Here is a 25,399-nt window from a genome sequence, read left to right on the forward strand (position 1 = left end):
GAGCACGATCAGTCGAGCTTTTTCTCGCGAAGGAATGTCGAGACCAGGTCGGCGATCTCAACATTATTCAGGTCGGAGAACGGAAAGTGAGTGTTGCCGCGGATGCCGATCTCCGGAAGATGCACGACGGTGACATCGCCGCCATGCCTGTTCACCGTGTCCCGCCACAGGCGAGCCATTGCCAGGCGCACCCGCCAGCTATCCTGCGCCGGCATCGTCGTCGGCTGGTCGGGAATATTGTCGCCGTAATAGATGACGATCGGAATCTTCGTCAGCTTGAGAAAGTCGTCCATCGGCACCGGCACGCCCTTCAGCGTGTCGAAGGCGCTCGGCATATCAGCGGGGATCTCGCCTGCCGGAAACACGAAGCTGCTGCCGGGTTCGAAGGCGACGATGGCTTTGACCTTGTCGCTCTTGATGGCCGTCAGCCAGCCGGGTCCGCCGCCCTGCGAATGAGTAAAAAGAATGCCAGGACCGATTTTCTCGAACAGCTTTGCCACCGCATTCGACACGACCTCCATGTCGAACGGGCCCGTGTTCGGCGTCATCGCGCGAAAATACTGGTTCAGCGCTTCCGGATCACGGGAGAATTGCACGCCGTCGAAATAGTTCGGCCAGATGCCGACGCGAAACTGATTGAACCAGAGCTGCTCATCCGGCGTCGGCTTCACTGTTGTCTCGACCATGGTCCGCCCGGCCCCGCCCCGGCGCGGCTGGTCGACGAGATAGGTGGAGAAGCCTCGACGCAGGAAGATGTTCTGGAAGCCTTCGCGGCCGTCGGGCGTCGTCTCCCAGGTCTTGGAGAATTGTCCGGCACCGTGCCACATCACGATCGGGTACTGACGCGGGTTCACCGGCACCTGGTAAAAGGCAAAGGCATGATCGCCGTGATAGGTCTGGCCTGCGGGATCGAGAGGTCTCAGCGGATCGAAGGGTCCGGGCGCCGTCGTGCTGGTTCCCCCGACGGCAAAGCTGCCCTGCTCCTGGATGACCAATGGCTCGGACTTTGCCGCATCGGTAGCCGTCGCCAATGGCGCGGCAAACTGCGCCGAGGCAAGCAGCAATGCCGCGAGAGTGTTGGGCAATCCATATCGCATGTCGGCTTCTCCCGTTTCAGATGGCGAGAAGGTAGAGGCATTGCAGAGAAAGGATTAGACGGCTCGGACAGCTAGGGTCTATTAGCACCACTAATTAATCACAAGCTGTTGATAAGCCGTGATGGAATAAAATCGGATTTACTTTCCTCTATAGCGGAGCGCATCGACGAACAGGGTGAACGCCGGAGACGCATGCCGCCTGTTCGGATAGTAGAGATGATATCCTGGGAAAGGCAGGCACCAGTCCTCGAGAACCCGGATCAGCCGCCCGTCTTCGATATAGGACTGAACCTGGTCCTCGGGCATGTAGGCCAGTCCCAGCCCGTTCAGCACAGCGTCGATCCGCATGGCGATGTTGTTGAAGACCGTCTGCCCCTCGACACGGACGCGCAGTTCGCGCCCGTCCTGCTCGAACTCCCAGGGATATATCGTCCCGTGCGTCGGCAGCCGCATATTGATGCAGTTGTGCGCCGTCAGGTCCTGAGGAACACCAGGGCGCGGATGCTGCTCGAAATAGCAGGGCGCGCCAACGACCGCCATGCGCATCTCGGGGCCGATCCGGACGGCGATCATGTCTTTCGCCAATTGCTCGCCGAGCCGGATGCCGGCGTCGTAGCGCTCGGCGACGATATCGGTCAGGCCGTAGTCGACGATCACCTCGACGTTGATATCGGGATGATCTGGAAGAAAGCGCGCCAATACAGGGGCAAGAATGGAAATCGCGGAGTGCTCGCCTGCCGTGATGCGAATGGTGCCGGCCGGCCGCTCGCGCATTTCGCTCAAGGCGGCGATCTCGAACTGGATTTCTTCAAATCGCGGCCCGACCCGTTCCAGCAGGCGTTCACCTGCCTGTGTCGGCGACACGCTTCTGGTCGTGCGAGTCAAAAGGCGAAGCCCGAGCTTCTCTTCGAGACCGCGCACCGTCTGGCTCAACGCCGATTGCGACACGCCAAGCTTGGCGGCGGCCCGGGTGAAGCTGCGTTCCCTGGCGACGGTGAGAAAGGCCACGAGTTCGTTGAAGTTGTTGTCCTGAGGCATTCATTAGTCCGTCTTATAGGTTCATGCGCATTACAGCATCTAATCGAAAGCTGGCACGAGGACTAAGTTCACGTCAACTCAACTGCGAGACCGGCGGCACTGAATCGTCGCCTTCACCCTCAAGCCCACACAAAGCCACGAACGGATACGACCATGAAAACACGCAATATCGGCGATCTCGAAGTCTCCGCACTCGGTCTCGGCTGCATGAGCATGAGCGCTGCTTACGGCCCGCCCGCCGACGAAGGCGAGATGATCAGATTGATGCGCACCGCCCATCAGCAGGGCGTAACCTTGTTCGACACGGCCGAAGCCTATGGCCCTTTCGTCAATGAAGAGCTTGTCGGCAAGGCGCTCGCACCTATCCGCGACCAGGTGGTCATCGCCACCAAATTCGGCTTCGATATCGACCAGCAGACCGGTGAACGCCGCGGCGGCACCAACAGCCGCCCCGAACATGTCAAGGCGGTTGCCGATGCTTGTCTGCGCCGTCTGAAGACCGACCGCATCGACCTGTTCTACCAGCACCGCGTCGATCCCGCCGTGCCGATCGAAGATGTGGCCGGCGCCGTCAAGGAGCTGATCGCAGCCGGCAAGGTCAAACATTTCGGCCTTTCCGAAGCCGGCGTTCAGACGATCCGCCGCGCCCATGCCGTCCAGAAGGTGACTGCCGTCCAGAGCGAATATTCGCTCTTCTGGCGCGGCCCCGAGGCGGAACTGCTGCCCGCCCTTCAGGAACTCGGCATCGGTTTCGTGCCCTTCAGCCCGCTCGGCGCCGGTTTCCTCACAGGCAAGATCGACGAGAACACCAAATTCGATCCGAGTGATTTCCGCAACAGCGTGCCGCGCTTTTCACCTGAGGCGCGCAAGGCCAATTTTGCGCTCGTCGACCTGATCAGGCGGATCGGCGACCACAAGGGCGCAACACCCGCGCAAATCGCCCTCTCCTGGCTACTGGCCCAAAAGCCATGGATCGTCCCGATCCCGGGAACGACGAAGCAGCATCGACTGGAAGAGAATCTCGGGGCTGTCGACATCGACCTTCTGGCCGACGATCTCGCCGAAATCGACGCGGCCCTCTCCGGCATCCAGGTTCAAGGCGAGCGGCTTCCCGAAGCAGCACTGAAGATGACCGGTCACTAAAGGCCCTCTCTCCAGCCTCGTCCTTCGAGACCCCTGCGGGCACCTCAGGATAAGGCTGGTCGCCAGGCCTTACGCCTTGAGAAACTGCGACCCCTTATCAAACCCCAGCCCCGGAAAGATCTTCCCCGTCAGATCATCCGCACTCACATCGAACTGCCGGTAGAGCATCGCTGCGGCCAGTTCGCGCACGTCCGCGGTCGGCATCAAGTCGCGGTCGTCGAGCAGTTGGCCGTCGCTGACACCGGGCCAGCGGCCGAGGATGCGGCCGCCGTTGATGGCGCCGCCTGATAGCACCGCGCAGCCGCCGGTGCCGTGGTCGGTGCCGGCCGAGCCGTTCTGGCGGACGGTGCGGCCGAATTCGGTCATGGCGAGCACCACCGTCTTTGCCCAGATCTCAGGCCCGAGCGTGGTCTTCAGCGTGTTGATCGCCTGCGAAAGGTCCTGCACCGGCCGCTTGAACTGGCCGGCCTGGCCGATATGCGTGTCCCAGCCGGTGATGGAGAAGCTGGCGATGCGGTAGTCGCCCTTCAGCATATTGGCCGCGAGCGCGGCCACATCGGCGGTCTTTTCACCGCGCTGGCCATCCGGCTCGACCATCATCGCGGCGGTGTCGGCCCGCGTCGCCTCGGCGAGTGCTGCGGCAAACGGCGGATCGCCGGCATAGAGCCGCGCCAGGAACTGCATCTCGTCACGCGCCGGCGACAGATTGGAGTCCGACGCCCAGACATCGACGTTGTTGGGCCCGGAGAGGATCAGCTCCGTCGAGGTGTTGACGTCGATCGCCCTGCGCGCATCCGAGCGCGGGATGACGGCGAGCGCCCGGTTCAACCAACCGGTCTTTTCCTCGGCGACGTGCTCGCCGCCGGATTCCAGCATATCCTGCCCGTCGAAATGGCTGCGCTGGTCGCGATAGGGCGTCGACACCGCATGCACGAAGGCGAGCTCCCGGCTCCTCCAGAGCGGCATCAGTTCGGCGGCGGCAGGATGGAGGCCGAAATGCCCATCGAGATCGAGAAGCCCGGTGTCGGGCGTCAGCGCCAGGGTCGGCCTGAGCGCCGCAAAACCGGCATCGCCATAGGGCTGCACCAGGTCCAGCCCGTCCATCGCGCCGCGCAGCACGATGGTGATGAAACGGTTGTCACCCGGCATCGCCGCGAAGGTGACCGGGGTGAAGGCGGGGGCGGCGGCGAGACAGCAGGCCGACGTCAGAAAGCCACGGCGGGAAAGCAGGATCTGGCTCATGGGCAGACGCTCCTATCGGCGATTGAATTCGGGGGAAGCCAGCACCAACGTCAACCCGCTGATCTTGTTCGGCGCTTGGGAGACCACGCGGATCGTCTCGTCGCGGGCTGCATCGGCAAGCGTCGATTTCAGGAATTCGCGCGGATCCTCGTCTCGGCCGAACTGCGCTGCGGCCCGTCTTGCCCAGGCCAGCCGTTCGGCAATCTGGCTGCCGGTGATCCAAGCGGAGAAGCCTTCTTCGAAACCGGCCGGGCTCGGCGGCAGCCAGATCGGCTGGCCCATGCGCTTCAACCCACCCTGCCCCAGCGCCCGCGCCGTCCGGAAAGCGTTGAGACGCTTGTCTCTTGCCTCGCCGGCGGGATCCGTCGTCACCGGTGATCCCGCCATGCCAGGCGTATTGGCGGCCATGTCGCCCTCTTCAGTGCCCTGCTGATTGGCCGCCAGGAAACTGCCGACGACGCCGTTGACCGGCCCCGCATTCAACGCCCTGAGACCCGCAACGACATAATCGAAGGGCTGGCGCGCCTTGGCGCCCTCGTCGCGCCAGGCGGCGGGATGGTCGAGCATGGCGGTATAGACGGCCGTCAGATCGCCATCCGTCTTCTTCCAGGCTTCAACCATGTCGGACACCATGCCCTCATCGGGCTGGTCAGAGACGAAATGCACTGCGAGTTTGCGGCTGATATGCGCCGCCGTCTTCGGATGGACGGCGAGATCATCGAGCAAATCGAGATAATCGTCGCGCGAGCGCCTGTTACCACCATAGCTGACGCCGAGCACCTGATGCGCGCCGGGCTCCGATATATTCGGCCGGAAGGCGATATCCATCTCCTTGCGGTCGATGGTGAGCCCCGTCAGCACCATGGCTGCCGCCGTCACATCCGCCTGACTATAGCCGCTGCCGGCGCCGAGTGTGTGCAGCTCCAGCAGTTCGCGGCCGAGATTCTCGTTCAGGCCCTTGTTGCGCTTGATGCCGCCGGCCGAGTCCGGCCCGAGCGAATCCGCTTGGTCGAGATAGATCAGCATGGCCGGATGGGCGGTGGCGCTGCGCAGCAGATCGCCGAACCTGCCCGATATGAACGGCCGGATCGCCTCGGCCTCGTAGAGCGGCACGATGAGGCGCATCGGCAGGCTCTTGTTGGCGCTGGTGGAGAAATGATCGGTCCAGAAGGTCGCCAGCCGCTCGTAGAAACCGTAGGGCGACAGCACCGCCTGCATCAGCCGCAGGTTCGAATCGTGCTGGAACTGCTGCTGCGCCTGGCGCTGCACCCCCTTGCGCATCTCGCGCTGCACCGTATCGTCAGTCACCGTCTTGGCGTCCTGCCGGATTTGCGTCAGCTGCGACTGCAGGCTGAGAATCGCCCGGTGGCGCATGTCCGGGCCGCCCATGGGAAAATCCGGCATCGCCGCCGCCCCATTGCGCAGCTGGCCGATGAGCTCGTCCTTGCTGTCAGGTGGCGCCTCGCCCGGCCGCAAGCCATAGCCGAACCGGATCGCCGCCATCGTCGGGAAAGACAGGCTCATGGCAGATCACCTCCTGATCAATGCTGAAGCGATTCCAGCAAAAATGCACAGCGGTTTGCGCCCGTAATTGCGCAAAACAAAAAGCTTGAGGTGACAGGCTGCCAGCCGAATGCGACCGCAATCTGTAGGAAATGCGGCGATATCGAGACATGGACGATTTGTAATCTGTTGAAAAGGCTAAAGTTTATGCACGGAAGATGAAAGATGCACCAATTGCGATCAGGGCGAAGCCGATCGCATGGTTCCAGGTCAGGTTCTCGCCGAGCCAGAAGATCGAGAAGCCGGAAAAGACGATCAGCGTGATCACCTCCTGCATCGTCTTCAACTGCGCCGTCGTATAGACCGCCGAGCCGATACGGTTCGCCGGCACCGCCAGGCAATATTCGAAGAAGGCGATCCCCCAGCTGACGATAATGGCGAGGAAGATGGCGCTGCTCTTGTGCTTGAGATGCCCGTACCAGGCAAAGGTCATGAAGATATTGGAGGCAAACAGCATGGCGACGGGCCAGATCGCGGCGGGAGAAAAGGACATGAAGAAACTCGGGGCTGTGGAAGGAACGATCGATCCGACAGCAGGAGATCGATGCCGGCAGCCCCTAACTAGCATGGCAGCATTCTGCGGCAAGCCCCGCAACCCCCGAGAACGGTGCCATATCGTCACGCCACCGAGGCGATGCGAATGGCCGGCATGTCGCGCGGCGGCTCGCCTTCCAGCATCACCCGGTTGCGACCGGCCTGCTTTGCCGCATAAAGAGCAATATCGGCGCGACCGATCTGCTCATGCAGCGACCGATCGCTCGGCCGGTGCTCGGCAGCGCCGAAGCTTGCCGTGATCGCCTGGTCCACGCCGAGCGCACTGCGGTCGATCGCCGCAAAGGCCAGCCGGATGGTATTGGCGAAGGCGCCGGCCTGCGCGAGGGTCATGTCGGGCAGGAAGGCGACGAACTCCTCGCCGCCGAAGCGCGCCGCGAAAGCGCCCTTGGGAAGCTGCGCTGCAAGCAGCCCGGCAAGGCCGCGGATGACGAGGTCACCGGCTGCGTGGCCGAGCGTATCGTTCACCCGCTTGAACGCGTCGATGTCGCAGATGATCACCGAGCCCATCGCGCCTCCCGCACGACCGGCAACCGTCCGATCAAAGCCGCGTCTGTTGAGAAGACCGGTCAGCGGATCGTGATCGGCAACGTCGCGGTAGCGCGTGATCATGTCGAGTGCGGCGGCGCCGAGTGCCGCGAGCCCGAAGAGCAGCGACAGGATCGAGGCGCTCGCCTGCATCATGAAATCGTAATTCGATGACAGGAACCCTTCGGCGCTGACGCCGTAAGAGGGCACCACGAAGACCAGCATGACATTGCGGCCGACCGTATCGAGCACGATCAGCGCGGCGATGATGAGCAACAGCCTGTCGGTGACATGGCGCGTGTGCGTCGCGCTCATGGCAACAGCGAAGGTAAGCAAAGCGGCGCAGGAGAGATCGTTGATCACCAGTTCCGCCGGCAGGTTCTCCGCCACAAGCGCAGAATAGCTGGTCGCCACGATCGAGAGACCGCAGAATGCCAGCCGCCCGCCGACAAGGCCCGGCCGACCGAAGCGGAAGAGCAGCGCGCCGCTGTAGAAATAAAAGGCGGAAACGAACAGTGCATCGGCGACTGGCGACAGGATGGATGGCGAAAACAGGCCCGAAAGCAGTGGCATCGAAAAGGCGGCCACGCCGAGGAAATAGGCCGCCGCCCAATAACCGGCTTCCCGCAATCCTTGCCGCCTGAGCAGCAGGAACGTGCAACCGAAAACCAGCATGATCGCCGGCAACAGGAAAGCGAAATTGTCGGTCGAACCCATAAGCCCCTCGCCACGGGGACGCATACAAGACCCGCGCGGGCGATAGGCTAGAACAACGACCTTAAAAAAGAGCAACCGCAGCCCGCAGAAACTGCACCGGAACTGGACCCGCGAGAGCAAGCGCGCCGTTCGCAATGTGGTATAGGCTTAAATAGCCCCGTAGCAGGGCGGGGAAGGCCGGCGACACTGCCGCCGGCCTTCATGACCGTGGATAGCGCTAGATTCGCACCGCGCCGTGCGCTTCCCCGGCCTCCTCCGTGCCGAAGCGGACATCCTTCTTCTCGTAGCCGAAGCCGGCGAGAGCCGCGACGACCAGCGCCACTACCGCCGCAACGATTAATAGCGCGTAGGCATAGTCGCCGTCCCAGCGGGCAGCCAACCCCGCCTGCAGCGTGGCATTGCCTGAGGCGAGCAGGTTGCCGAGCTGGTAGGCAAAGCCCGGAAAGGTGCCGCGCACCTCATCCGGCGACAGCTCGTTCAGATGCACCGGCACGATGCCCCAGGCGCCCTGGACGAAGAACTGCATCAGGAAGGCGCCGATGGCGAGCAGCACCGGCCCCGGCGCATAGGCCCAGAGCGGTGCCACGGGCACGGCGATCAGCGCGGCGATGACGATTGCGCGTCTGCGGCCGATCCGCTGCGACAGCGCGCCAAAGAATAACCCGCCGCAGATCGCCCCGATGTTGTAGACGATGGCGATGGCGCCGACCGTGTAGCTCGAATAGTTACGTTGGGTCTCGAGGAAGGTCGGATAGATGTCCTGCGTGCCATGGCTGAAGAAGTTGAACGCCGTCATCAAAAACACCGCCCAGATGAACAGCGGAATGTTTTCGCGCAAGACCGTCAGGAATGGCCGCCGCCCCTCGGCCTGCCGCTTCAGGAAGGCCGGGCTCTCTTCGACATTGCGCCTGATGTAGAGCACCAGCAGCGCCGGCACCGCGCCGACGAAGAACATGCCGCGCCAGCCGATGACCGGAAAGAGCAGGAAGAATACGATCGAGGCGATCAGATAGCCCGAGGGATAACCCGCCTGCAGAATGCCCGAGACGATGCCGCGGCTCTCCTCCGGCACCGTCTCCATGACAAGCGAAGCGCCGACGCCCCATTCGCCGCCCATGGCGATCCCATAGAGCGCCCTGAGGACCAGAAACATGGTGAGCCCCGTGGAGAAGCCGGTCAGGAATTCAAACAGCGAATAAAGCAGCACGTCGGCCATCAGTGTGATGCGCCGACCGTAGCGGTCGGCCGCAAGCCCGAAGATCAGCGCGCCGAGCGCCCGCATGGCAAGTGTCAGGAAGATCGCCACCGAGACGGCGGGGACGTCTGTGTGGAATTCCTCGGCGATATATTTGAGAACGAAGACGAGAATGAAGAAATCGAAGGCGTCGAGCGTCCAGCCGAGATAACTGGCGATGACGGTGTTGCGCTGCTGCGGCGTCAGCCGGCGCAGGCTTTCCAAAGCGGACATATGAATTCCTCCGTCCGAAAGCGGCGGCGAGGCGGGCAATTCCGGATGCCGTCGGAAGGGGTGCCCGAAACGGGCGGGTGATGCTGTCGACAATTGCGTTCGCTGTGGGCGACAGCGGGCAATAACGTCATCAATCCTGCCGCTGTTCCATCACGATTGGCGTGATCGGGTCACACGCGGCTCCTTGTCGCAGGAATGCGACTGGCCAGCGCCCTGCCCTTTGGGCGCGACATTCTCCAACGTCCCTCATCCTGATGCGCCGAGCCCGAAGGGCGAAGCCTCGAAGAACACGCCGCAACGCCGCTCCCTGCGTCCATTTGATGCCGCCCCGCATCCGCCCCATCCTTGGGGGTCTCTGCGCGGTGCCTCAGGAGGAGGCTCTCTTGGACTTGCGCCATACGCAGCAAGCTGTGCCTAGCCTTCCGCTGGCACCTGCCCCCGGCACGCCCACGCCACCGACGCGAAAGACCGCGGCCCATCGGGCTCACCCGCCTCGTATGCCGCCCTGACGGCGGCATCGACGGCCCTTCGCTTCGCCGGATCCAGCTCTGCGACATATTTACCGAGCGGCCCCTCACCGGCAGCGATTGGATCCCAGTAGTCCTCGAAGGAAGAATACTCCATCCGGATCAGCAGCGACGTCTCCTCGACATCGACAAGGCCCTGCGCGATGAAGCTCTCCTTCATTTCCCCCGGCCGCATCATCGGCTGAAAACAATATTTGCGGCGCAAGGGCAGCGCATTCTCGTCGAGCATCACCACGGTATCCCACATCATTCGCATGCAGGACATGCCGCCATAATGGTCCCAGACGGCCGCCGCGACCACGCCGCCCGGGCGCACAACGCGAACCATCTCGGACACCGCCTTTCCCGCCTCCGGCACGAAATGCAGGACGAGCAGCGACATCGCCCGGTCGAAGCGGTTGTCCTCGAAAGGAAGAGCGCAGGCATCGGCCTGCTGGATCGTTATTCGCGGATCGGTGTTCCGCCGGGTTGCGGCCTCGACGAAGACCGGCGAATAGTCGACGGCGACGATCTCCCGCAGGCCTGGCGTTTCCGCCAAAGTGAACGCCAGGCTGCCGGTCCCGCAACCGACATCGAGCACGCGATTACCATTCGCGAGACCGGTGAAATCGATCAGCATCGGCGCCAGCCTTCTGCTCCAGCGCCCCATCAGCCGTTCATAACCATCGGCACTTTCGACGTTGAAACTCGACGGCATCGAAGCCTCCTTCTCAAGGACACAAGTCTTCGATTGAATACTAGGATTCACCGGCGACTGTGCAAGCGGGCACGATCGCCTGCATCCTCGGCTCGAGGCCGAGGATGCCGAGAAGTTGGGCTATCGTTGCCCCTCTTTCGACGTGGCCGTAAGGCGATTGCCGGCCGATCCACCTCCGTCAGATGTCATCAGCCGGCGATATCACCGGCCGGTGATACCGCATCAACTCAGCCGCCCGCCCTACCGAGCACACTCCAATCGAAGCCCCGCGCCCAGTCGGCGTAGCTGTGCCAGCCGACCTCAGGAAAATCGCGGCGCAGGGCGGCGATACCGGCGTCGTAGCCGGTGCGGTCGAACCATTCGAACATCAGCGCCGTATCCTCGCTCTGCTGCCGTATCGCCGCGATCGGCAATTCCTGGAAGCGAATCGGGCGGCCGAGCACCTCGGACAAGATCTTCACCTGCTGCTCGCCCGACAACTCGCCGCCGGCAATATCGAAACGCTTGCCGAACACCTGTTCGCGCCGCTCGGCCAATGCCGAGACAAAAGCACCAATGTCATCAATGGTGATCTGTTGCAGCACGCGCGTCGGCGGCAGCGCGGCGGCGTAGACGCCCTGGCGCAGGCCGTCGATCGCCCAGGGTGCCACGGTGTTTTCCATGAAGGCGACGGGCGCGCTGATCGTATAGGGTATGCCGAGACCGGCGATATGCTTCTCAACCAGATACTTGCTGTCGAAATGCGGAATGCCGGTCTTCTTGTCGGCATCGGCGACGGAGGAATAGATCAGGTGGCCGACGCCGGCGGCCTTTGCCGCATTGGCGACGGCAATGCCCTGACGGGTTTCCGCGTCCGTTCCGGCCTCGTAGCTGTTGCCCATCAGAAACATCGTGTCGACGCCCTCTGCCGCCGCCGCCACGGATGCCGCGTCGTCAAGATCGCCGGCGACGACCTCGACTCCCGCCGCGGTCAGCCGTTTTGCGCCTTCGCTGTCCGGCCGGCGGCTAATCGCCTTGACGCGATGTCCCCGCGCGATCAGGGCGCGCACGACCGCGCCGCCCTGCTGGCCGGTGGCGCCTGTGACCAGAACGCTTCGTGTGTTGCTCATCTGTCTACTCCTTGTTGTGACGGATACAGCAAAGTTAGGGTCTGTCGCATTGAACCATAATGGCCTATAATTGAGAAACATCGTACCATGTGGAGCTACAATGCTCGATCTAAACGATATCATGATCTTCGCCCGCGTCGTCGAAGCGGGCAGCTTCACCGCCGCCGCGCGCTTGCTCGGCATGCCGAAGACGACAGTCAGCCGCCGCATCGCCGAGCTGGAACGCGAACTCGGCGTGCGGCTGCTGCAGCGCACGACCCGCAGCCTCAACCTGACGGCTTCAGGGCGTCTCTACTACGAAGAAAGCAGCCAGGCACTACGCACCATCGAAGGCGCCAACCTGCAGCTTGCGGAAGCGCGTGCGGAGCCTGCCGGCACGATCCGCATATCGGCGCCGGTCGGCTTCGGTGGCCATTTCCTCCAGGATGCGATCTTTGGATTTCTTTCGACCTACCCGAAGACGAGGGTCGAACTGCGCCTGACCGACGACAGGCTGAACCTCGTCGAAAACGGCATAGACTTGGCCTTCCGCACCGGTGTCCTCGAGGATTCTACCTTGGTCGCCCGCAAACTCGGCTCGATGCACCGCCTTCTCTGCGCAAGCCCGGATTATCTCGCCCGCTGCGGCCCGCCCGCCGCGCCTGAAGATCTCGTCCGCCACGACTGCGTCATCGCCGGCCAGTCTGTCCATGCGCAATGGTTGCTGGAAGGTCCGCGCGGTCAGGAAACGATCGCGGTTTCGGGCCGCTTCGCCGCCAACGAGATGCAGGCGGTGATGGCCGCCGCAATCGCCGGCCACGGCATCGCCCAACTGCCACACCGATTTGCCGAAGCCTGCATCAAGGATGGGCGGCTTCGCCGCGTTCTCGACGGCTATACGACCCCGGCCGGCGGCTTCCATGTCGTCTATCCCAGCAGCCGACACCTGCCGCCTTTGGTCAAAGCATTCATTGAACTGGCCGTCACACGGCTGAACGCCACAGGAACTGGCGGGAGCGAGGAATTCGCCATCATATCGCCTTAGGATGAAATCCGACCTTAGCCGTTAGACCTCCTTCAACACCACCTTGCCGTCGAGACTTCCGATCAAAGTCGCGCTGGCTTGGTTAAGGCCCGCGACCTCCACGGCGATGTCGTGCGCCCTAAAACGATGGACGACCTTGTCGAGCGCAGCAACGGCCGTGATGTCCCAGAAATGCGCTTCGGACACGTCGATCAGCACGGTCTTGCCGATCGCGTCCTGAACGTCGAAAGCCTCGACGAAGACATCGGCGGAGGCAAAAAACACCTGGCCGGACACGCGGTAGGTCAGCCGCCCGGTCGTTGCGTCGGGCGCGACGTCCACCCGCAGCAGGCTAGCAACCTTGAAGGTGAAGAACACGCCGCTGAGCAGCACCCCGACCGTCACCCCGAGCGCCAGGTTCGCGGTGAAGACGGTGACGATGACGGTCGCCACCATCACGGCGCTCGACATCCTGGGATGGACCACCACGGCTCGGAGCGACGACCAGTCGAACGTGTCGATCGATACCATGACCATGATCGCCACCAGTGCGGCGACGGGAACCTCGGACACCCACGGCTTCAGGAGCACCATCAGGATCAGCAGGAACGCGCCGGCAAACAGCGTGGAAAGCCGGCCGCGTCCGCCATATTTCACGTTGCTGACTGTCTGGCCGATCATGCCGCAGCCGGCAATGCCGCCGAACAGGCTCGCGGCCGCATTGGCGAGACCGAGACCGGTACATTCGCGGTTCTTCGAACTCGGCGTATCCGTGAGATCGTCGACGACACTCGCCGTCATCATCGATTCCAACAGCCCGACCATGGCGATGGCAAGTGCGGGTCCGGCGATTATGCTAAGCGTTTCCAGCGTCAGCGGCACAGCCGGCCAGCCGAACACCGGAAGCGATTCCGGCAGCTTGCCGAGGTCAGCGACGGTGAGCACGGGAAGCCCGAGCACCATCGACGCGACGGTCAGGATCAGGATGCAGATCAGCGGCGACGGGATCGCGGTGGTGATCCGCGGCGTCAGGTAAATGATAACAAGCCCGGCGATCAGCACGGCATATTCCATCCAGCCGGCACCGACAATATGCGGCATTTGCGCGGCAAAGATCAGAATAGCTAGCGCATTGACGAAGCCGGTGCGGACGGATTTCGACACGAAGCGCATCAACACGCCAAGGCGCAGCAGGCCGAAGCCGATCTGGATTAACCCCGCCAGCAGCCCGGCCGCAAAGAGATAGGGCAAACCATGGGCATGCACCAGCGGCGCTGCGACCAGCGCCACCGACCCGGCGGCGGCCGAAATCATCGCCGGGCGCCCACCGGTAAAGGCAATGACGATGCTGATCACGAAAGAGGCAAACAGACCGACTTCGGGATCGACTCCCGCCACGAAGGAAAAGGCGATCACCTCGGGGATCAGGGCGAAGGTCGCCACCGCTCCGGCGAGCATTTCGCGCATAGGATTGGCGGACCAATCACGACGGATGGAGGAAAGCAGCATGGGATATATTCTCGCAAAGCATGGCCAGACCCGCTCTGGCGAGCGGTCGCGTGACGGCATGCAGGTTTTGCGTTGTCTGGCGGATCGGCGGCCAGAAGAGCCACCCGGGGTCTCACCGGGTCCGTTGTGAATGCCTGCGGTATAGACGAAATTTTTACCGCAGCGCAACATTCAACTGCACTGAAATGAAAAACGCATAGTCGACGAGCAGCCTCAAATGCTCGAGGTGCGCGCACCTTGCGCCCTCTGGATTGAGGAGCCTTCACTGCCAAAGGAAGTCCGGCCCTGTGCTTTGGGACGTCAGCTTGAGCGTCCCATCCGGTTGAACGACATAGGTTTCGAAGACGCGGTAACCGAAATCGCCGAGAAAGGTATTCTTGACCACCGTTCCCGGACGATAGGGCGAATGGAGGACCTTTCCGCCATACGTCAGGCTGCCCGGAAGAGGCTGCGGATCCCCTGCGCTGGCGCAAGCGCTGAGAATGAAGAGAACGGCAATGAGCGCGTGCTTCATCCGGACTGTCTCCTCAGGTGGGCGCCAACGGTCTGAATGACGCCGATCTTCTTCTTATCACAACATAGCCTTGCTGTTCAGAACGCAGCCTTGCTGCTGTCGAAGTCTTTGCGTCGCGCCGCCGCCCGCGAGAGCGCGCTGGCGACCCTCTCGTCGGTAAAGGGCTTGGCGATCACATCAAGCGCACCGTCGATACCGTGACCGACGCTCTCGGGACTGCCGGTTACGAAGATGACGTCAACTCTATGGCGATCGATCAGCCGGCGCGCGAGCTGGGCGCCGCTCAGCCCGTCGGAGAGACTGAGATCGACGAGCGCGACATCGCTTCTTTGAGCGTGGGCGAGAGCCTGCTCCACCGTCGAGACCGGCCCAATGGTCTGGTGTCCGGCCTCTTGCGCGATGCGCTCGAGTTCCAGAGCGATAAAATTCTCGTCTTCAACGATCATGACCTTCATGCATAAGCCTCCCCATAGACGGCCCTGTCAGGCGCACTGCCGGTAGCGGCTACAACGCAACCGTCCCCGAAAAGTTTCCACTTTGAGAAGAATAAGTTGGCGATCAGCGGGCAGCGTTACCGGCCCCGCTACTGGTCCTGTGGAGAAACCAACCGATGGCGCGGTCGCTCCGGCATCGGGAAAGCATCGGCCGCGGCCGGCATGGCAACGGCTCTATGGCGGGCGGCCGAAGATTTGACGGCGCGGCCCGACGGACCGGCGCCTGCAGGCCGCTGATCCGCAGCAGCCTGCCTCCCTCACGGCTTCTCGTTTGCGCTCTCGGCCCGAAACGCCGCCTCCCCTGCATCAGAGACCTCCACCCACTTCTTGTCAGGCTCGGCGTCCGGCACATAACTGTCGTGCCAGTTCCACCACTTGTAGGTCGGGGTCTGGGGGTAGCTCTCGGGCGAATCCTCCCAGGCTTCCTGGCGGCCGAGCGGGGTGATGTCGAGGTAGTTCCAGGTGCCGCCCATCTGCTCGTCGCCACGGTTGTTGATGAAATAGGTGCGGAAGATGCGCTCGCCGTCGCGGTAGAACACGTTGGTGCCGTGCCACTCGTCGACGCCGAAATCCTTGTCGAAGCTGTCGGTGATGGTAACCCACGGCATCGTCCAGCCCATGCGCGCCTTCAGCCGGGTGATGTCGGCCTGCGGCGCCCGCGAGGCAAAGACCAGTGTCGTGTCGCGGGCGTTGAGATGGGCGACATGGGCGACCTGATCGGCCACCATCGAGCAGCCGCGGCAGGCATGCTCGGGCCAGCCGAACACGCCGGGCTCGTAAAAGGCGCGGTAGAGGATGAGTTGGTGTCTGCCTTCGAACAGATCGAGCAAGCTGACTTTGCCCCCGGGACCTTCGAACGCATAGGCCTTCTCGACCGCCACCCATGGCATGCGCCGGCGCTCGGCGGCGAGCGCATCGCGAGCCCGGGTCTCGGCCTTTTCCTTGACCAGCAGCTGTTCGCGGGCCGCCTCCCAGGCCTGCGGCGACACGACTGGCGGCTTATGCATGGCTTGTCCGCTTTTTCCATTCTCGGCTGAAGCAGTCATGGTTCAATCTCCTCATCAGGGCGAATTCCCTGGTTTGGAAGCCCGGTTCATCGCGCATTGGTCTGAGATAGTTTCGCATCGGAAATCGGACAGGGGGAGTAACAAGTGTGACCGTATTCCCCGGAACCGTTGGTCGCAGCCGCAGCGCATGCGTGGTGTTGACCACGAGCGCGTCCATTAGCGTAATCTTGTTTACGGCCGGCACGCGTGCTAAAACGCGACAAAACGGCGCATGCGAACCCCAATCAAGCCGAGATCGTGCCCGTGAATGTTTTTATCGCGACTGTTGCTGCGCTTGCCATGGGCGTGCTGCCATCATGGGCTGGTCCTTTGCACCAGGCGGCTGGGGATGGCGATGTCGCACGCGTCAAACAGTTGCTGGATCAGGGCTCCGATCTGTCGGAGGTCGATGAGGCGGGCGAGCCGGCGCTGATTATCGCGTCATTGGCGGGCCATGCCGATGTCGTCGCTCTTTTGCTGGATCGCGGCGCCGACATCGAAATTCGCAACAAGGGTGGGCTGACGGCACTGCATGCGGCAGCCTATGGAGGAAATCTGGAGGTGGTGAAACTGCTTGTCGCAGAGGGAGCTGTCGTCAACGACAGGAAGAATTTCTATCAGATGTCGCCGCTGCACGGCGCCGCCGAAGAGGGCCGCACTGAGGTGGTCGCTTTTCTGTTGACGAAGAATGCGGATGTCGAAGCGACGGAAAGAAATGGGTACACGCCTCTCACTCAAGCCGGGTGGCGGGCGCATTGGGATACGGCCAAATTACTCATAGAAGCCGGTGCTGTTTGCCAGAAAGCCGAGCTTGTAGGCGAACCGCTCTACAAGGAATGCACCAAACGGCAATAGCATTTCGCTTGAGGTAACAGACCGCGTCCGGGAACGGAGCTTGTTATGTCTTATCATGTGCAAAAATGCGGAAAGCGGGTGGGCGTAACCGTTGGCGCTACGGTCATGCTGCTCTCCTTCCTTCAGCCTGCGGGGGCCGAGGAACTCGTCAATACCGGCTATTTCGGAAATGTTGCGATCAAGGGCTACGATCCGGTCGCCTATTTCACGGAAAATCAGGCCATCGAAGGATCCGAGACATATTCCTATCACTGGCTTGGCGCGACCTGGTATTTTTCCAGCGCTAGAAATCGCGACCTCTTCAAGGGCGATCCGTCCAGATATGCGCCGCAATATGGCGGCTATTGCGCCGATGGCGTGTCCTTCGGGACGGTGACCACCAATATCGATCCGAAAGCCTGGCGGATCATCGACGGCAAACTGTATCTCAGCTATGATCCCGGGGCGGCGGAAGGCATGGAGAAGAATCCGACCAAGGTGACCGACTCCAAGAAGCATTGGTCCGAAGTTCAGCAGACACTGATTTCGGAGAAGATGCACACCGTCTGGCAGCAACCGGCGACGAAATGAAGCCCATCGCCGGCACGTCAGGGCGTAAGTGAAAAGAACGTCAGGGCGCGCGGCGTCACGTGTACATATGGCCGGTCGCCCTGCTCGCCTGTGGTGTTGCGGTAGACATATCCGCATACCATCCGGTCGAGGAAGTAGCCGGCGAATTTTTCGCAGATCCTGTCGCCTCGCACCTCGACCGTGCCGGTGATGTTGGTATTGGCGCTGCGATAGGCCGTATTTCCGGCCTTGTCGAAATACTGCATGAAATCCGTGCCGTTCTTGTGCTTGCCGCTCCAGCTTTTGCCGTCGACGAGATTGCGCAGCTCTGCCTCGCCGAGCCTGTCGCCTTGATTGCCTGTAAAACCGAAGGGCCATTCGGGAATGCCGGCCTTTCGCAATCCGGCCAGATGGCGCTGCAGATCACCGTCCTGCCAATAATCATAGAGATAGCCGTAATAGGTCAGATTGCTCTCCGGGAAGAGCTCCAGCAGCTTTGCCGTCTCCGCTGCGGCCCTGGTTTGATTGCCCTGATCCGCATAGGCAGCCGCCAGATATTCGCGCGCCGGCTCGACCTTCGGCAGGCTGTCGAGCGTCGGCTCTATCAGCGAGATCGCCCGCTGGTCGTCGCCGGCGGTATAAAAGACGATCCCCGCCAGCAGTTGAAAGCTCGGCGCCGGCGATGGGTCGAGCCGCAAGGCCTTCTCCATCTCGGCGACGGCCTGGCCCGCGCTTCCGGTGTGAACGAGGATGAGCGCGAGATTGGCGGCGGCCTCCGCATCGTTCGGCTGCATCGCGACGGCCATATTGGCGGAATTCCTGGCCTCCGTCTCGCGCCCGTCCACCCATTGCAGCAGGGCAAGGACGGTGTGCGCCCTGGCATTGTTGGGATCGAGCTTGAGCGCCTGCCCGGCGGCGTCATAGGCGATCTTGCGGGCAACGGCCGCCGACCAGAGATAATTGTAGTCGTTGCGCCAGACATCGACGGCGACGCGCGCAATGCCCGCATGGGCATTGGCAAAGCCCGGATCGAGATCGATCGCTTTCTGGTAGAAGGAGAGCGTCCGGCGGTAGGTATCGACATCCCTGAAGATGAAGCCCTCCTGCTCGGCTCTCATGTAATAATCATAGGCTTCGAGATTTTCGGTCGGGATTCGGGCCAGTTGGTCGCGCTCGCGCGCGCTGAGCTTGACCGACAGGGCCGCAATGATCTTGCCGATCACATCGTCCTGAACCGCGAAGAGATCGGTATACTGGCGGTCGTAGCGCTCGGCCCAGAGCGACAGGCCGGTGACCGCGTCGATCAGTTTGACATTGATCCGCAGCCGCGGCCCGGCGCGCTGCAAGGTGCCTTCGAGCACATAGTGAACACCGAGTTCGGCAGCCACGTCCTGGATCTTGCCGGCGGAGTCCTGGATGGCGAAGACCGAATGGCGGGCGATGACGAAGAGACCCGATACTTTCGACAGTTCGGTGATCAGGTCGTCGGTCAACCCCTCCGCGAGATGGTCGTGCTCGGTATCGCCGCTGACATTGATGAAGGGCAGAACTGCAACCGAGGGCCTGTCCGGCAGCGGATAGGCAAAACGTTCGCCGAGCCCCGGGGGTTTTGCCGGCATCCACGGCTGCCACCACCAGAGCGCCGCACCGGCAAGAGCGAGGATGACGGCGGCTGCGATGCCCGCAATGAGGCGGCGCATCGGCGGGCGCCTGCGGGTCTTGACGGTTTTGCCGGCAGCAGTCGGGTCGAGCAGGACGCGATAGACCCGGACCGGTTCGGTGATGCTCTTCAGCCGCTGCTCGCCGAGCGACGCGAAACCGACCGGGACTTTCGATTTCACCTGGTCGTATGTCGTGCCCGATATGGCGATGCCGCCCGGCTCCCCCAGCGCCTGCATTCGATCGGCGATATTGACGCCGTCGCCTTGGATGTCCTCGCCCTCGACGATAATATCGCCGAGATTGATGCCGATCCGGAACTCGAGCCGATGCTCCGGGACAACAGCGGCATTATGCGTGGCTTTCAGCTGTTGAACCTCCACCGCGCAGCGCAAGGCATCGACGACACTCTGGAATTCGACCAGCAGACCATCGCCCATGGTTTTGACAAGCCGGCCGTGATGACGCTCGATCGCCGGCTCGAAGACATTGTCCTGATCCGCCTGGAAACGCGCACGCGTGCCCTCTTCGTCGATCTGGCTCAATCGACTGTAACCGACGACATCAGCGATCAGGATTGCTGCAAGACGGCGCTCCATCCCCGGTCTTTCCTGGAGAGCGAATGTATTATGAACAATATCCTACAGGAGGTCCTATCGCGATGCTATCGCCGCACCACACGATATTCGACTTGGCGGCGATGTGTCTGATCAGGATGGCGCCGAACGAAATACTTCAAGCCATCATTGTCTTCGATGATTGGGAGAGTTGTCAAAAGCAACCAAGTATTGGAAGCTTGTTTTTTTGACTATCAGGCGACGGATTTGGAAACATGACGACAACCTCTTCCATGGAGCCGGCCAGGCACGGCAGCGCCAGGATCTGCCGCGGCTGCTGGGACCAGATGCATATGCCGATCCCGATCGGCGGCCCCCTCGCTTTGCCCTTCCGCGCCTTCGGCATCACTCGCAGCAAGATGAACCCCGATATCTGCACGATCTGCGAGCGCTCCTTCCAATATGTCAAGAAGCAGCGCCAGATCACCGTCGACGCCACCATCCTGTTTGCCGATATCCGGGGTTTCACGGATCTGTCGGAGCGTATCGAGGCGGTGCAACTGAGCGAGATCGTCAGCCTGTTCCAGGATCGCTGCGCGCAGGCGATCTGGGCGCATGACGGCATCGTCAACAAACAGATGGGCGACGGACTGATGGCGATCTTCAATTTCCCAATCGTTCGTAATGATCACGCCGGCGCTGCGATCCTGGCCGCCCTAGAAATACAGCGAAATTGCGCCACAGCGCTGAACGGCCTGACGCTCGAGGCATTACCCGGCCGCACCCTCGGCGTCGGCGTCGGCATCCACTCCGGCGAGGTCCAGATCGGCGAATTCTCAAGCTTCCGCAGCGATTTCACCGCGATCGGCGGAGTCGTCAATCAGGCCGCAAGGCTCGAATCCCAGGCCGCCGCCGGCGAGATCCTGATCTCTGCCGAAACGACTGCGAAGGCGCCCGCTCTCACCGCAGACGCCGAAACGCGCATGCTTGCCCTGAAGGGTATCGAGCAGCCGGTGCAGGCAAGCGTGCTGGTCAAGCGCTGAGTGACGAGATCTCTGGTTTTGATGGCGTCCGAAAGGGGTGCCGGCGAGGCTGGCAAAGACCCCGCCTCTGGCTCAGTACTTCATGTTCCGGAGTTCCGGAAAATCATGGTAACGCAGCCGTTCGTCGTGGCAGCGATAGTCGTTCCTTTTCAGGTACAATATCATGTTGTGTTGCAAGCCCAGGCCGATATAGGACCAGTTTGGGTTGCCGCGCTCCGTCGTGCGCGTGCAATAAGCATATATCTGCTTTTCCGGATTAAGCAGAACCACGCTGGAAATCTCCGCCTTTACGAAGTTCCCCGGTTTAATGGTTCCCCGCAGAGCGTCGACGTACTCGTGTCGCACTGCGCTGGAAGGCGGCCGTTGGGAGTCTGTAACGGATTGCGGCACCGCGGTTTGGCAGCCGGCCAATACCAGCAGGGCAGCGTAAGCAAGGAACTTGATTTTCATTCCGTTGAAGCTCTCTCAATCAAAATTGATGGATCGGGTTTCCCGAGGCTGCAAGCAGCAGCGCCGCACCCTGTGCTTCGAGGCTCAGCCTGCGGGCTACGCACCTCAGCATGAGGAAGGTTGGAGGATGCCGCGCGCCCATGACGGGCATGCCGCGCTGCCGCTCATCAAAGCCTCGAACGGTGGCGCGCCCCTCGCTCCTTCATCAGGTTTTCATGCCGTTCATCTCAGGAAACGGGTAGTAGCGCAGCCGCTTGTCGCGGCAGCGATCGTCATTCACCGTCGCGCCTAATATTTTGCCGTCCGTGAAGGAGACGCCGAGATAGGCCCAGTCTCCCCAACTGCGCTTGGGCACCACCCGCACACAGTAAGCATAGATCTTTTTTTCAGGATCGAGCAGAACCACGCTGGAAATGCGAGCCCATACGACTTCTCCCGCTTCGTGCCTGTAGGTTCTCTTGAACACGATGTTGACGAAGTTCTGCCGGACGTCAGTCGAGGGAGGACGCTGGGAATCTGCAACGGATTGCGACACCGGGGCATTGCAGCCGGCCAGCGCCAGCAGGGCGGCACAAACAAGGACTTTAATTCTCACTCAATTCATCTCCAAATAAGCCGACGCGCAGTCGCGATATATTTCCTACAAACATTGCGAGAATATTATTTGCAATACACGATCTTGGGACATGCTTAACGTTAGCAAATGGTTACCGCACAACGATGGTGAACTGCTGTTAGCCCGAGCTTATTGCACCCGTCGTGCCCCGCGCCGGAGCGCCGACACGCAGTGAGCCTCACCTCGAAGGGCGAGGCGGGTGCTCCGGCGGCAGACAGAATGCAAGGAGCACTGTTGCGGTCCTGCGTTGCAAACTATTCACACTTTCGAACACACAGTTCGTTTCCCTTTTGTACTCTTTCCCTCTTCCCTTTCGCCCTGACTCTCTCCATATTCGCGCCATGGCTAAATCTCCGAAGAAATCCCCCGCCCCGAATGGCTTCGAGGAAGCCGCCCAATCGTCCTTTGAGGGAGCCCCGCTTTCCGGCTCTGTCGCCGACTGGGTGAAGCAGCTCGAGGCTGATGCCGAGGCCTCGGGCGTCGAGACCCAGCGTCAGATCGCCTCAAAGGCGGGCAAGCATCGCAAAAAGGTCGAGATCGCCGCCTCGAAATCGGCGCGCGGCGCTTCCATGGGCGGCTCGACCGACCCGAAGACGCGCGCGGCCGCCGGCCTCAATCCCGTCTCCGGTATGGATACGACGCTGGAGGAAGCTTCGTCGCTGCAGGCCGGCACCGCCGTCACCGCAACCGTAGAGGCGCTGTCGGCGCTGATCGAGAGCGGCAATCCGCTGCACAAGAACGGCAAGATCTGGACGCCGCACCGCCCTGCCCGGCCCGACAAATCCGAAGGCGGCATCGCCATCCGCATGCAGTCGGATTACGAGCCGGCCGGCGACCAGCCCACGGCCATCCGCGATCTCGTCGAAGGCCTGGAGAATGGCGACCGCAGCCAGGTGCTGCTCGGCGTCACCGGCTCCGGCAAGACCTTCACCATGGCCAAGGTGATCGAGGCGACGCAGCGCCCGGCCGTCATCCTGGCGCCGAACAAGACGCTGGCCGCCCAGCTCTATTCCGAATTCAAGAACTTCTTCCCCGACAATGCGGTGGAATATTTCGTTTCCTACTATGATTATTACCAGCCGGAAGCCTATGTGCCGCGCTCCGACACCTATATCGAGAAGGAATCCTCGATCAACGAGCAGATCGACCGCATGCGCCACTCGGCGACGCGCTCGCTGCTCGAACGCGACGACTGCATCATCGTCGCCTCGGTCTCCTGCATCTACGGTATCGGCTCGGTCGAGACCTATACGGCGATGACCTTCCAGATGTCGGTCGGCGACCGGCTCGACCAGCGTCAGCTATTGGCCGACCTCGTCGCCCAGCAATATAAGCGCCGCGACATAGATTTCACCCGTGGCTCCTTCCGGGTGCGCGGCGATACGATCGAACTCTTCCCCGCCCACTTGGAAGATGCCGCCTGGCGCATTTCGATGTTCGGCGACGAGATCGACGCCATCACCGAGTTCGACCCGCTCACCGGCCAGAAGGTCGGCGACCTGAAATCGGTGAAGATCTACGCCAATTCGCACTATGTCACCCCGCGCCCGACGCTGAACGGCGCCATTAAGTCGATCAAGGAAGAACTGAGGCTTCGCCTGGCCGAACTGGAAAAGGCCGGCCGCCTGCTGGAAGCCCAGCGCCTGGAGCAGCGCACGCGCTACGATATCGAAATGCTCGAAGCCACAGGCTCCTGCCAGGGCATCGAGAACTATTCACGTTATCTCACCGGCCGCGACCCCGGCGATCCGCCGCCCACCCTCTTCGAATACATTCCCGACAACGCCCTCGTCTTCATCGACGAAAGCCATGTTACCGTGCCGCAGATCGGCGGCATGTATCGGGGCGACTTCAGGCGCAAGGCGACGCTGGCCGAATACGGCTTCCGCCTGCCCTCCTGCATGGACAACCGACCGCTACGTTTTGAGGAATGGGACGCCATGCGCCCCGACACCATCGCCGTCTCTGCCACGCCGGGCAGTTGGGAGATGGAGCAGTCGGGCGGCGTCTTCGCCGAACAGGTGATCCGCCCGACCGGCCTGATCGACCCGCCGGTCGAGGTCCGCTCGGCCCGCAGCCAGGTCGACGACGTGCTCGGCGAGATCCGCGAAACATCCGCCAAGGGTTACCGCACGCTCTGCACCGTGCTGACCAAGCGCATGGCCGAGGACCTGACCGAATATCTGCATGAGCAGGGCGTGCGCGTGCGCTACATGCACTCCGACATCGACACACTGGAGCGTATCGAGATTCTCCGCGATCTCCGCCTCGGCGCCTTCGACGTGCTCGTCGGCATCAACCTGTTGCGCGAAGGCCTCGACATTCCCGAATGCGGCTTCGTCGCCATTCTCGACGCCGACAAGGAAGGCTTCCTGCGCTCGGAGACATCGCTGATCCAGACCATTGGCCGTGCGGCGCGTAACGTCGACGGAAAGGTCATCCTCTATGCCGACCAGGTCACCGGTTCGATGAAGCGGGCGATGGAAGAAACCGGCCGCCGCCGCGAAAAGCAGATGGCCTATAACGCCGAACACGGCATCACGCCGGAATCGGTCAAGGCCAGGATCTCCGACATCCTCGACAGCGTCTACGAACGCGACCACGTCCGCGCCGATATCTCGGGCGTCTCGGGCAAAGGCTTCGCCGATGGCGGCAACCTCGTCGGCAACAACCTGCAGACCCATCTCAACGCGCTCGAAAAGAGCATGCGCGACGCCGCCGCCGACCTCGACTTCGAAAAAGCCGCCCGCCTCCGCGACGAAATCAAACGCCTCAAGGCTGCCGAGCTGGCCGTCATGGACGATCCCATGGCCCGCGAAGAGTCGAAGGCCATGGAAGGAAAAGCCCGCGGCAAGTCCCCTTCTCCCCCACGGGGAGAAGGTGCCCAAAGGGCGGATGAGGGGGCCACCCCCTCCTACTTCTCAAGACCCAGCCTCGACGATATGGGCCCAGGCACCGACACCGCCACCCCACTCTTCCGTAAACCCGCCCTGGACGAGATGGGCCGCGACATCGCCGAACCCACAAAGAAAAGCCTGTTCCGCAAAAACGACCTCGACGAAATGACCGTCGGCCGGACGGAAAAGCCGGTCATCGGCCAGGTGCCGGAAAAGCCGGAAGCTGCCAAGGGTACGAAGCGGTTTGCGCCATTGCTTGAAGGGCAGCCGGAACGCGATGACGTGCGGCCGGTCGTGCGCGGGAAGACGGGCGTGGGGAGTTATGAGGACCCGGGCGAGCAGAAGCGCAAGGGGCGGACGAAGGGGAAAACTGGGCGACCGGGACGGTGATCAACGAATTCTACGTGTCTTGAAAGCGAAATTAGGTACGTGGCCACCACAGGTGCTCTTCGCCGTCACAAAATGAGTCAGGCCCGCCCCTGCCTTTGATCGGGAAGACCCTCCATGCCCGCTGAATGAAGGGAAC

At 62.1% G+C, this 25,399-nt stretch carries 22 protein-coding genes and 1 other annotated feature; of the genes, 6 read left to right on the plus strand and 16 right to left on the minus strand.

Going from position 1 to position 25,399, the window contains the following annotated elements; all coding sequences use genetic code 11:
- Nucleotides 1-8 precede the first annotated feature (8 nt).
- Both NE851_RS24175 and NE851_RS24180 read right to left on the minus strand, forming a co-directional pair.
- Nucleotides 9-1,097, minus strand: coding sequence for an alpha/beta hydrolase (locus tag NE851_RS24175; RefSeq protein ID WP_183904989.1), 1,089 nt, complete (start codon nt 1,095-1,097; stop codon nt 9-11).
- A gap of 138 nt (nt 1,098-1,235) precedes the next feature.
- Complete coding sequence (locus tag NE851_RS24180) at nt 1,236-2,135, minus strand: LysR family transcriptional regulator (protein WP_097542317.1); 900 nt, start codon at nt 2,133-2,135, stop codon at nt 1,236-1,238.
- A 153-nt stretch (nt 2,136-2,288) separates the two neighbouring features.
- On the opposite strand from NE851_RS24180, the gene NE851_RS24185 reads away from it, so the two are divergent.
- A complete protein-coding gene (locus tag NE851_RS24185) occupies nt 2,289-3,278 on the plus strand; it encodes an aldo/keto reductase (RefSeq protein WP_047610431.1) in 990 nt (329 codons plus the stop codon).
- Nucleotides 3,279-3,347: 69 nt separating this feature from the next.
- Here the strand turns inward: NE851_RS24185 and NE851_RS24190 are convergent, their stop codons facing one another.
- The 7 genes from NE851_RS24190 to NE851_RS24220 form a co-directional block, all read right to left on the minus strand.
- Nucleotides 3,348-4,520 (minus strand): DUF1501 domain-containing protein, encoded by a 1,173-nt coding sequence (locus tag NE851_RS24190; RefSeq protein ID WP_097542316.1) that lies wholly within the window; start codon nt 4,518-4,520, stop codon nt 3,348-3,350.
- Between the two features lie 12 nt (nt 4,521-4,532).
- Entirely contained in the window at nt 4,533-6,044 is a 1,512-nt protein-coding gene (locus NE851_RS24195) for a DUF1800 domain-containing protein (protein ID WP_254958237.1), read from the minus strand.
- Nucleotides 6,045-6,228: 184 nt separating this feature from the next.
- Nucleotides 6,229-6,576, minus strand: coding sequence for a DMT family protein (locus tag NE851_RS24200; protein WP_097542314.1), 348 nt, complete (start codon nt 6,574-6,576; stop codon nt 6,229-6,231).
- Nucleotides 6,577-6,701: 125 nt separating this feature from the next.
- Nucleotides 6,702-7,880 (minus strand): GGDEF domain-containing protein, encoded by a 1,179-nt coding sequence (locus NE851_RS24205; protein WP_183907404.1) that lies wholly within the window; start codon nt 7,878-7,880, stop codon nt 6,702-6,704.
- Between the two features lie 217 nt (nt 7,881-8,097).
- The gene (locus NE851_RS24210) at nt 8,098-9,348 is read right to left on the minus strand and encodes an MFS transporter (RefSeq protein ID WP_097542312.1); all 1,251 of its coding nucleotides are present in this window, start codon (nt 9,346-9,348) and stop codon (nt 8,098-8,100) included.
- A 414-nt stretch (nt 9,349-9,762) separates the two neighbouring features.
- Nucleotides 9,763-10,572 (minus strand): class I SAM-dependent methyltransferase, encoded by an 810-nt coding sequence (locus tag NE851_RS24215; RefSeq protein WP_254958241.1) that lies wholly within the window; start codon nt 10,570-10,572, stop codon nt 9,763-9,765.
- Nucleotides 10,573-10,799: 227 nt separating this feature from the next.
- Entirely contained in the window at nt 10,800-11,681 is an 882-nt protein-coding gene (locus tag NE851_RS24220; RefSeq protein ID WP_028757581.1) for an NmrA/HSCARG family protein, read from the minus strand.
- 100 nt (nt 11,682-11,781) lie between these two features.
- Between NE851_RS24220 and NE851_RS24225 the strand changes: the two genes are divergently transcribed.
- Nucleotides 11,782-12,705, plus strand: a complete 924-nt coding sequence (locus NE851_RS24225) for a LysR family transcriptional regulator (protein WP_028757580.1) — start codon at nt 11,782-11,784, stop codon at nt 12,703-12,705.
- 21 nt (nt 12,706-12,726) lie between these two features.
- Here NE851_RS24225 and NE851_RS24230 read toward each other — a convergent pair whose 3' ends face one another.
- The 4 genes from NE851_RS24230 to NE851_RS24245 form a co-directional block, all read right to left on the minus strand.
- Nucleotides 12,727-14,193 (minus strand): SulP family inorganic anion transporter, encoded by a 1,467-nt coding sequence (locus NE851_RS24230; protein ID WP_029868238.1) that lies wholly within the window; start codon nt 14,191-14,193, stop codon nt 12,727-12,729.
- 70 nt (nt 14,194-14,263) lie between these two features.
- Nucleotides 14,264-14,319: a sequence feature (sul1 is cis-regulatory element that is thought to sense ions involved in sulfur or methionine metabolism; They are found in Alphaproteobacteria), on the minus strand.
- 136 nt (nt 14,320-14,455) lie between these two features.
- Nucleotides 14,456-14,707 (minus strand): hypothetical protein, encoded by a 252-nt coding sequence (locus NE851_RS24235; protein ID WP_025554522.1) that lies wholly within the window; start codon nt 14,705-14,707, stop codon nt 14,456-14,458.
- A gap of 77 nt (nt 14,708-14,784) precedes the next feature.
- On the minus strand, nt 14,785-15,162 hold the full coding sequence (locus NE851_RS24240; protein ID WP_025554521.1) for a response regulator: 378 nt from the start codon (nt 15,160-15,162) through the stop codon (nt 14,785-14,787).
- Nucleotides 15,163-15,458: 296 nt separating this feature from the next.
- Nucleotides 15,459-16,247, minus strand: coding sequence for a DUF899 domain-containing protein (locus tag NE851_RS24245; protein WP_254958247.1), 789 nt, complete (start codon nt 16,245-16,247; stop codon nt 15,459-15,461).
- 207 nt (nt 16,248-16,454) lie between these two features.
- Here NE851_RS24245 and NE851_RS24250 point away from each other — a divergent pair, with 207 nt between their 5' ends.
- Both NE851_RS24250 and NE851_RS24255 read left to right on the plus strand, forming a co-directional pair.
- Nucleotides 16,455-17,102, plus strand: a complete 648-nt coding sequence (locus NE851_RS24250) for an ankyrin repeat domain-containing protein (protein WP_025554517.1) — start codon at nt 16,455-16,457, stop codon at nt 17,100-17,102.
- 45 nt (nt 17,103-17,147) lie between these two features.
- Nucleotides 17,148-17,672: a YHS domain-containing (seleno)protein gene (locus tag NE851_RS24255; protein ID WP_254958250.1), complete on the plus strand. Its 525-nt coding sequence runs from the start codon at nt 17,148-17,150 to the stop codon at nt 17,670-17,672.
- A gap of 17 nt (nt 17,673-17,689) precedes the next feature.
- Here the strand turns inward: NE851_RS24255 and NE851_RS24260 are convergent, their stop codons facing one another.
- Nucleotides 17,690-19,909, minus strand: coding sequence for an adenylate/guanylate cyclase domain-containing protein (locus NE851_RS24260; protein ID WP_047610452.1), 2,220 nt, complete (start codon nt 19,907-19,909; stop codon nt 17,690-17,692).
- A 233-nt stretch (nt 19,910-20,142) separates the two neighbouring features.
- Here NE851_RS24260 and NE851_RS24265 point away from each other — a divergent pair, with 233 nt between their 5' ends.
- A complete protein-coding gene (locus NE851_RS24265) occupies nt 20,143-20,910 on the plus strand; it encodes an adenylate/guanylate cyclase domain-containing protein (protein WP_025554513.1) in 768 nt (255 codons plus the stop codon).
- A 72-nt stretch (nt 20,911-20,982) separates the two neighbouring features.
- Here the strand turns inward: NE851_RS24265 and NE851_RS24270 are convergent, their stop codons facing one another.
- The gene (locus NE851_RS24270) at nt 20,983-21,360 is read right to left on the minus strand and encodes a hypothetical protein (RefSeq protein WP_025554511.1); all 378 of its coding nucleotides are present in this window, start codon (nt 21,358-21,360) and stop codon (nt 20,983-20,985) included.
- A 205-nt stretch (nt 21,361-21,565) separates the two neighbouring features.
- Nucleotides 21,566-21,955: a hypothetical protein gene (locus NE851_RS24275; protein WP_025554509.1), complete on the minus strand. Its 390-nt coding sequence runs from the start codon at nt 21,953-21,955 to the stop codon at nt 21,566-21,568.
- Between the two features lie 362 nt (nt 21,956-22,317).
- Here NE851_RS24275 and uvrB point away from each other — a divergent pair, with 362 nt between their 5' ends.
- On the plus strand, nt 22,318-25,263 hold the full coding sequence (gene uvrB / locus NE851_RS24280; protein WP_254958252.1) for an excinuclease ABC subunit UvrB: 2,946 nt from the start codon (nt 22,318-22,320) through the stop codon (nt 25,261-25,263).
- Nucleotides 25,264-25,399 lie beyond the last annotated feature (136 nt).

Origin of the sequence: Rhizobium anhuiense bv. trifolii (assembly GCF_024346605.1) — a bacterium.
Taxonomy (GTDB): Bacteria; Pseudomonadota; Alphaproteobacteria; order Rhizobiales; family Rhizobiaceae; genus Rhizobium; species Rhizobium anhuiense.

Bases quoted from the DNA above. Each gene is read 5' to 3' on its own strand.
- NE851_RS24175 (WP_183904989.1), bottom strand. From the start codon at position 1,097: ATGCGATATGGATTGCCCAACACTCTCGCGGCATTGCTGCTTGCCTCG.
- NE851_RS24180 (WP_097542317.1), bottom strand. From the start codon at position 2,135: ATGCCTCAGGACAACAACTTCAACGAACTCGTGGCCTTTCTCACCGTC.
- NE851_RS24185 (WP_047610431.1), top strand. From the start codon at position 2,289: ATGAAAACACGCAATATCGGCGATCTCGAAGTCTCCGCACTCGGTCTC.
- NE851_RS24190 (WP_097542316.1), bottom strand. From the start codon at position 4,520: ATGAGCCAGATCCTGCTTTCCCGCCGTGGCTTTCTGACGTCGGCCTGC.
- NE851_RS24195 (WP_254958237.1), bottom strand. From the start codon at position 6,044: ATGAGCCTGTCTTTCCCGACGATGGCGGCGATCCGGTTCGGCTATGGC.
- NE851_RS24200 (WP_097542314.1), bottom strand. From the start codon at position 6,576: ATGTCCTTTTCTCCCGCCGCGATCTGGCCCGTCGCCATGCTGTTTGCC.
- NE851_RS24205 (WP_183907404.1), bottom strand. From the start codon at position 7,880: ATGGGTTCGACCGACAATTTCGCTTTCCTGTTGCCGGCGATCATGCTG.
- NE851_RS24210 (WP_097542312.1), bottom strand. From the start codon at position 9,348: ATGTCCGCTTTGGAAAGCCTGCGCCGGCTGACGCCGCAGCAGCGCAAC.
- NE851_RS24215 (WP_254958241.1), bottom strand. From the start codon at position 10,572: ATGCCGTCGAGTTTCAACGTCGAAAGTGCCGATGGTTATGAACGGCTG.
- NE851_RS24220 (WP_028757581.1), bottom strand. From the start codon at position 11,681: ATGAGCAACACACGAAGCGTTCTGGTCACAGGCGCCACCGGCCAGCAG.
- NE851_RS24225 (WP_028757580.1), top strand. From the start codon at position 11,782: ATGCTCGATCTAAACGATATCATGATCTTCGCCCGCGTCGTCGAAGCG.
- NE851_RS24230 (WP_029868238.1), bottom strand. From the start codon at position 14,193: ATGCTGCTTTCCTCCATCCGTCGTGATTGGTCCGCCAATCCTATGCGC.
- NE851_RS24235 (WP_025554522.1), bottom strand. From the start codon at position 14,707: ATGAAGCACGCGCTCATTGCCGTTCTCTTCATTCTCAGCGCTTGCGCC.
- NE851_RS24240 (WP_025554521.1), bottom strand. From the start codon at position 15,162: ATGAAGGTCATGATCGTTGAAGACGAGAATTTTATCGCTCTGGAACTC.
- NE851_RS24245 (WP_254958247.1), bottom strand. From the start codon at position 16,247: ATGACTGCTTCAGCCGAGAATGGAAAAAGCGGACAAGCCATGCATAAG.
- NE851_RS24255 (WP_254958250.1), top strand. From the start codon at position 17,148: ATGTCTTATCATGTGCAAAAATGCGGAAAGCGGGTGGGCGTAACCGTT.
- NE851_RS24260 (WP_047610452.1), bottom strand. From the start codon at position 19,909: ATGGAGCGCCGTCTTGCAGCAATCCTGATCGCTGATGTCGTCGGTTAC.
- NE851_RS24265 (WP_025554513.1), top strand. From the start codon at position 20,143: ATGACGACAACCTCTTCCATGGAGCCGGCCAGGCACGGCAGCGCCAGG.
- NE851_RS24270 (WP_025554511.1), bottom strand. From the start codon at position 21,360: ATGAAAATCAAGTTCCTTGCTTACGCTGCCCTGCTGGTATTGGCCGGC.
- uvrB (WP_254958252.1), top strand. From the start codon at position 22,318: ATGGCTAAATCTCCGAAGAAATCCCCCGCCCCGAATGGCTTCGAGGAA.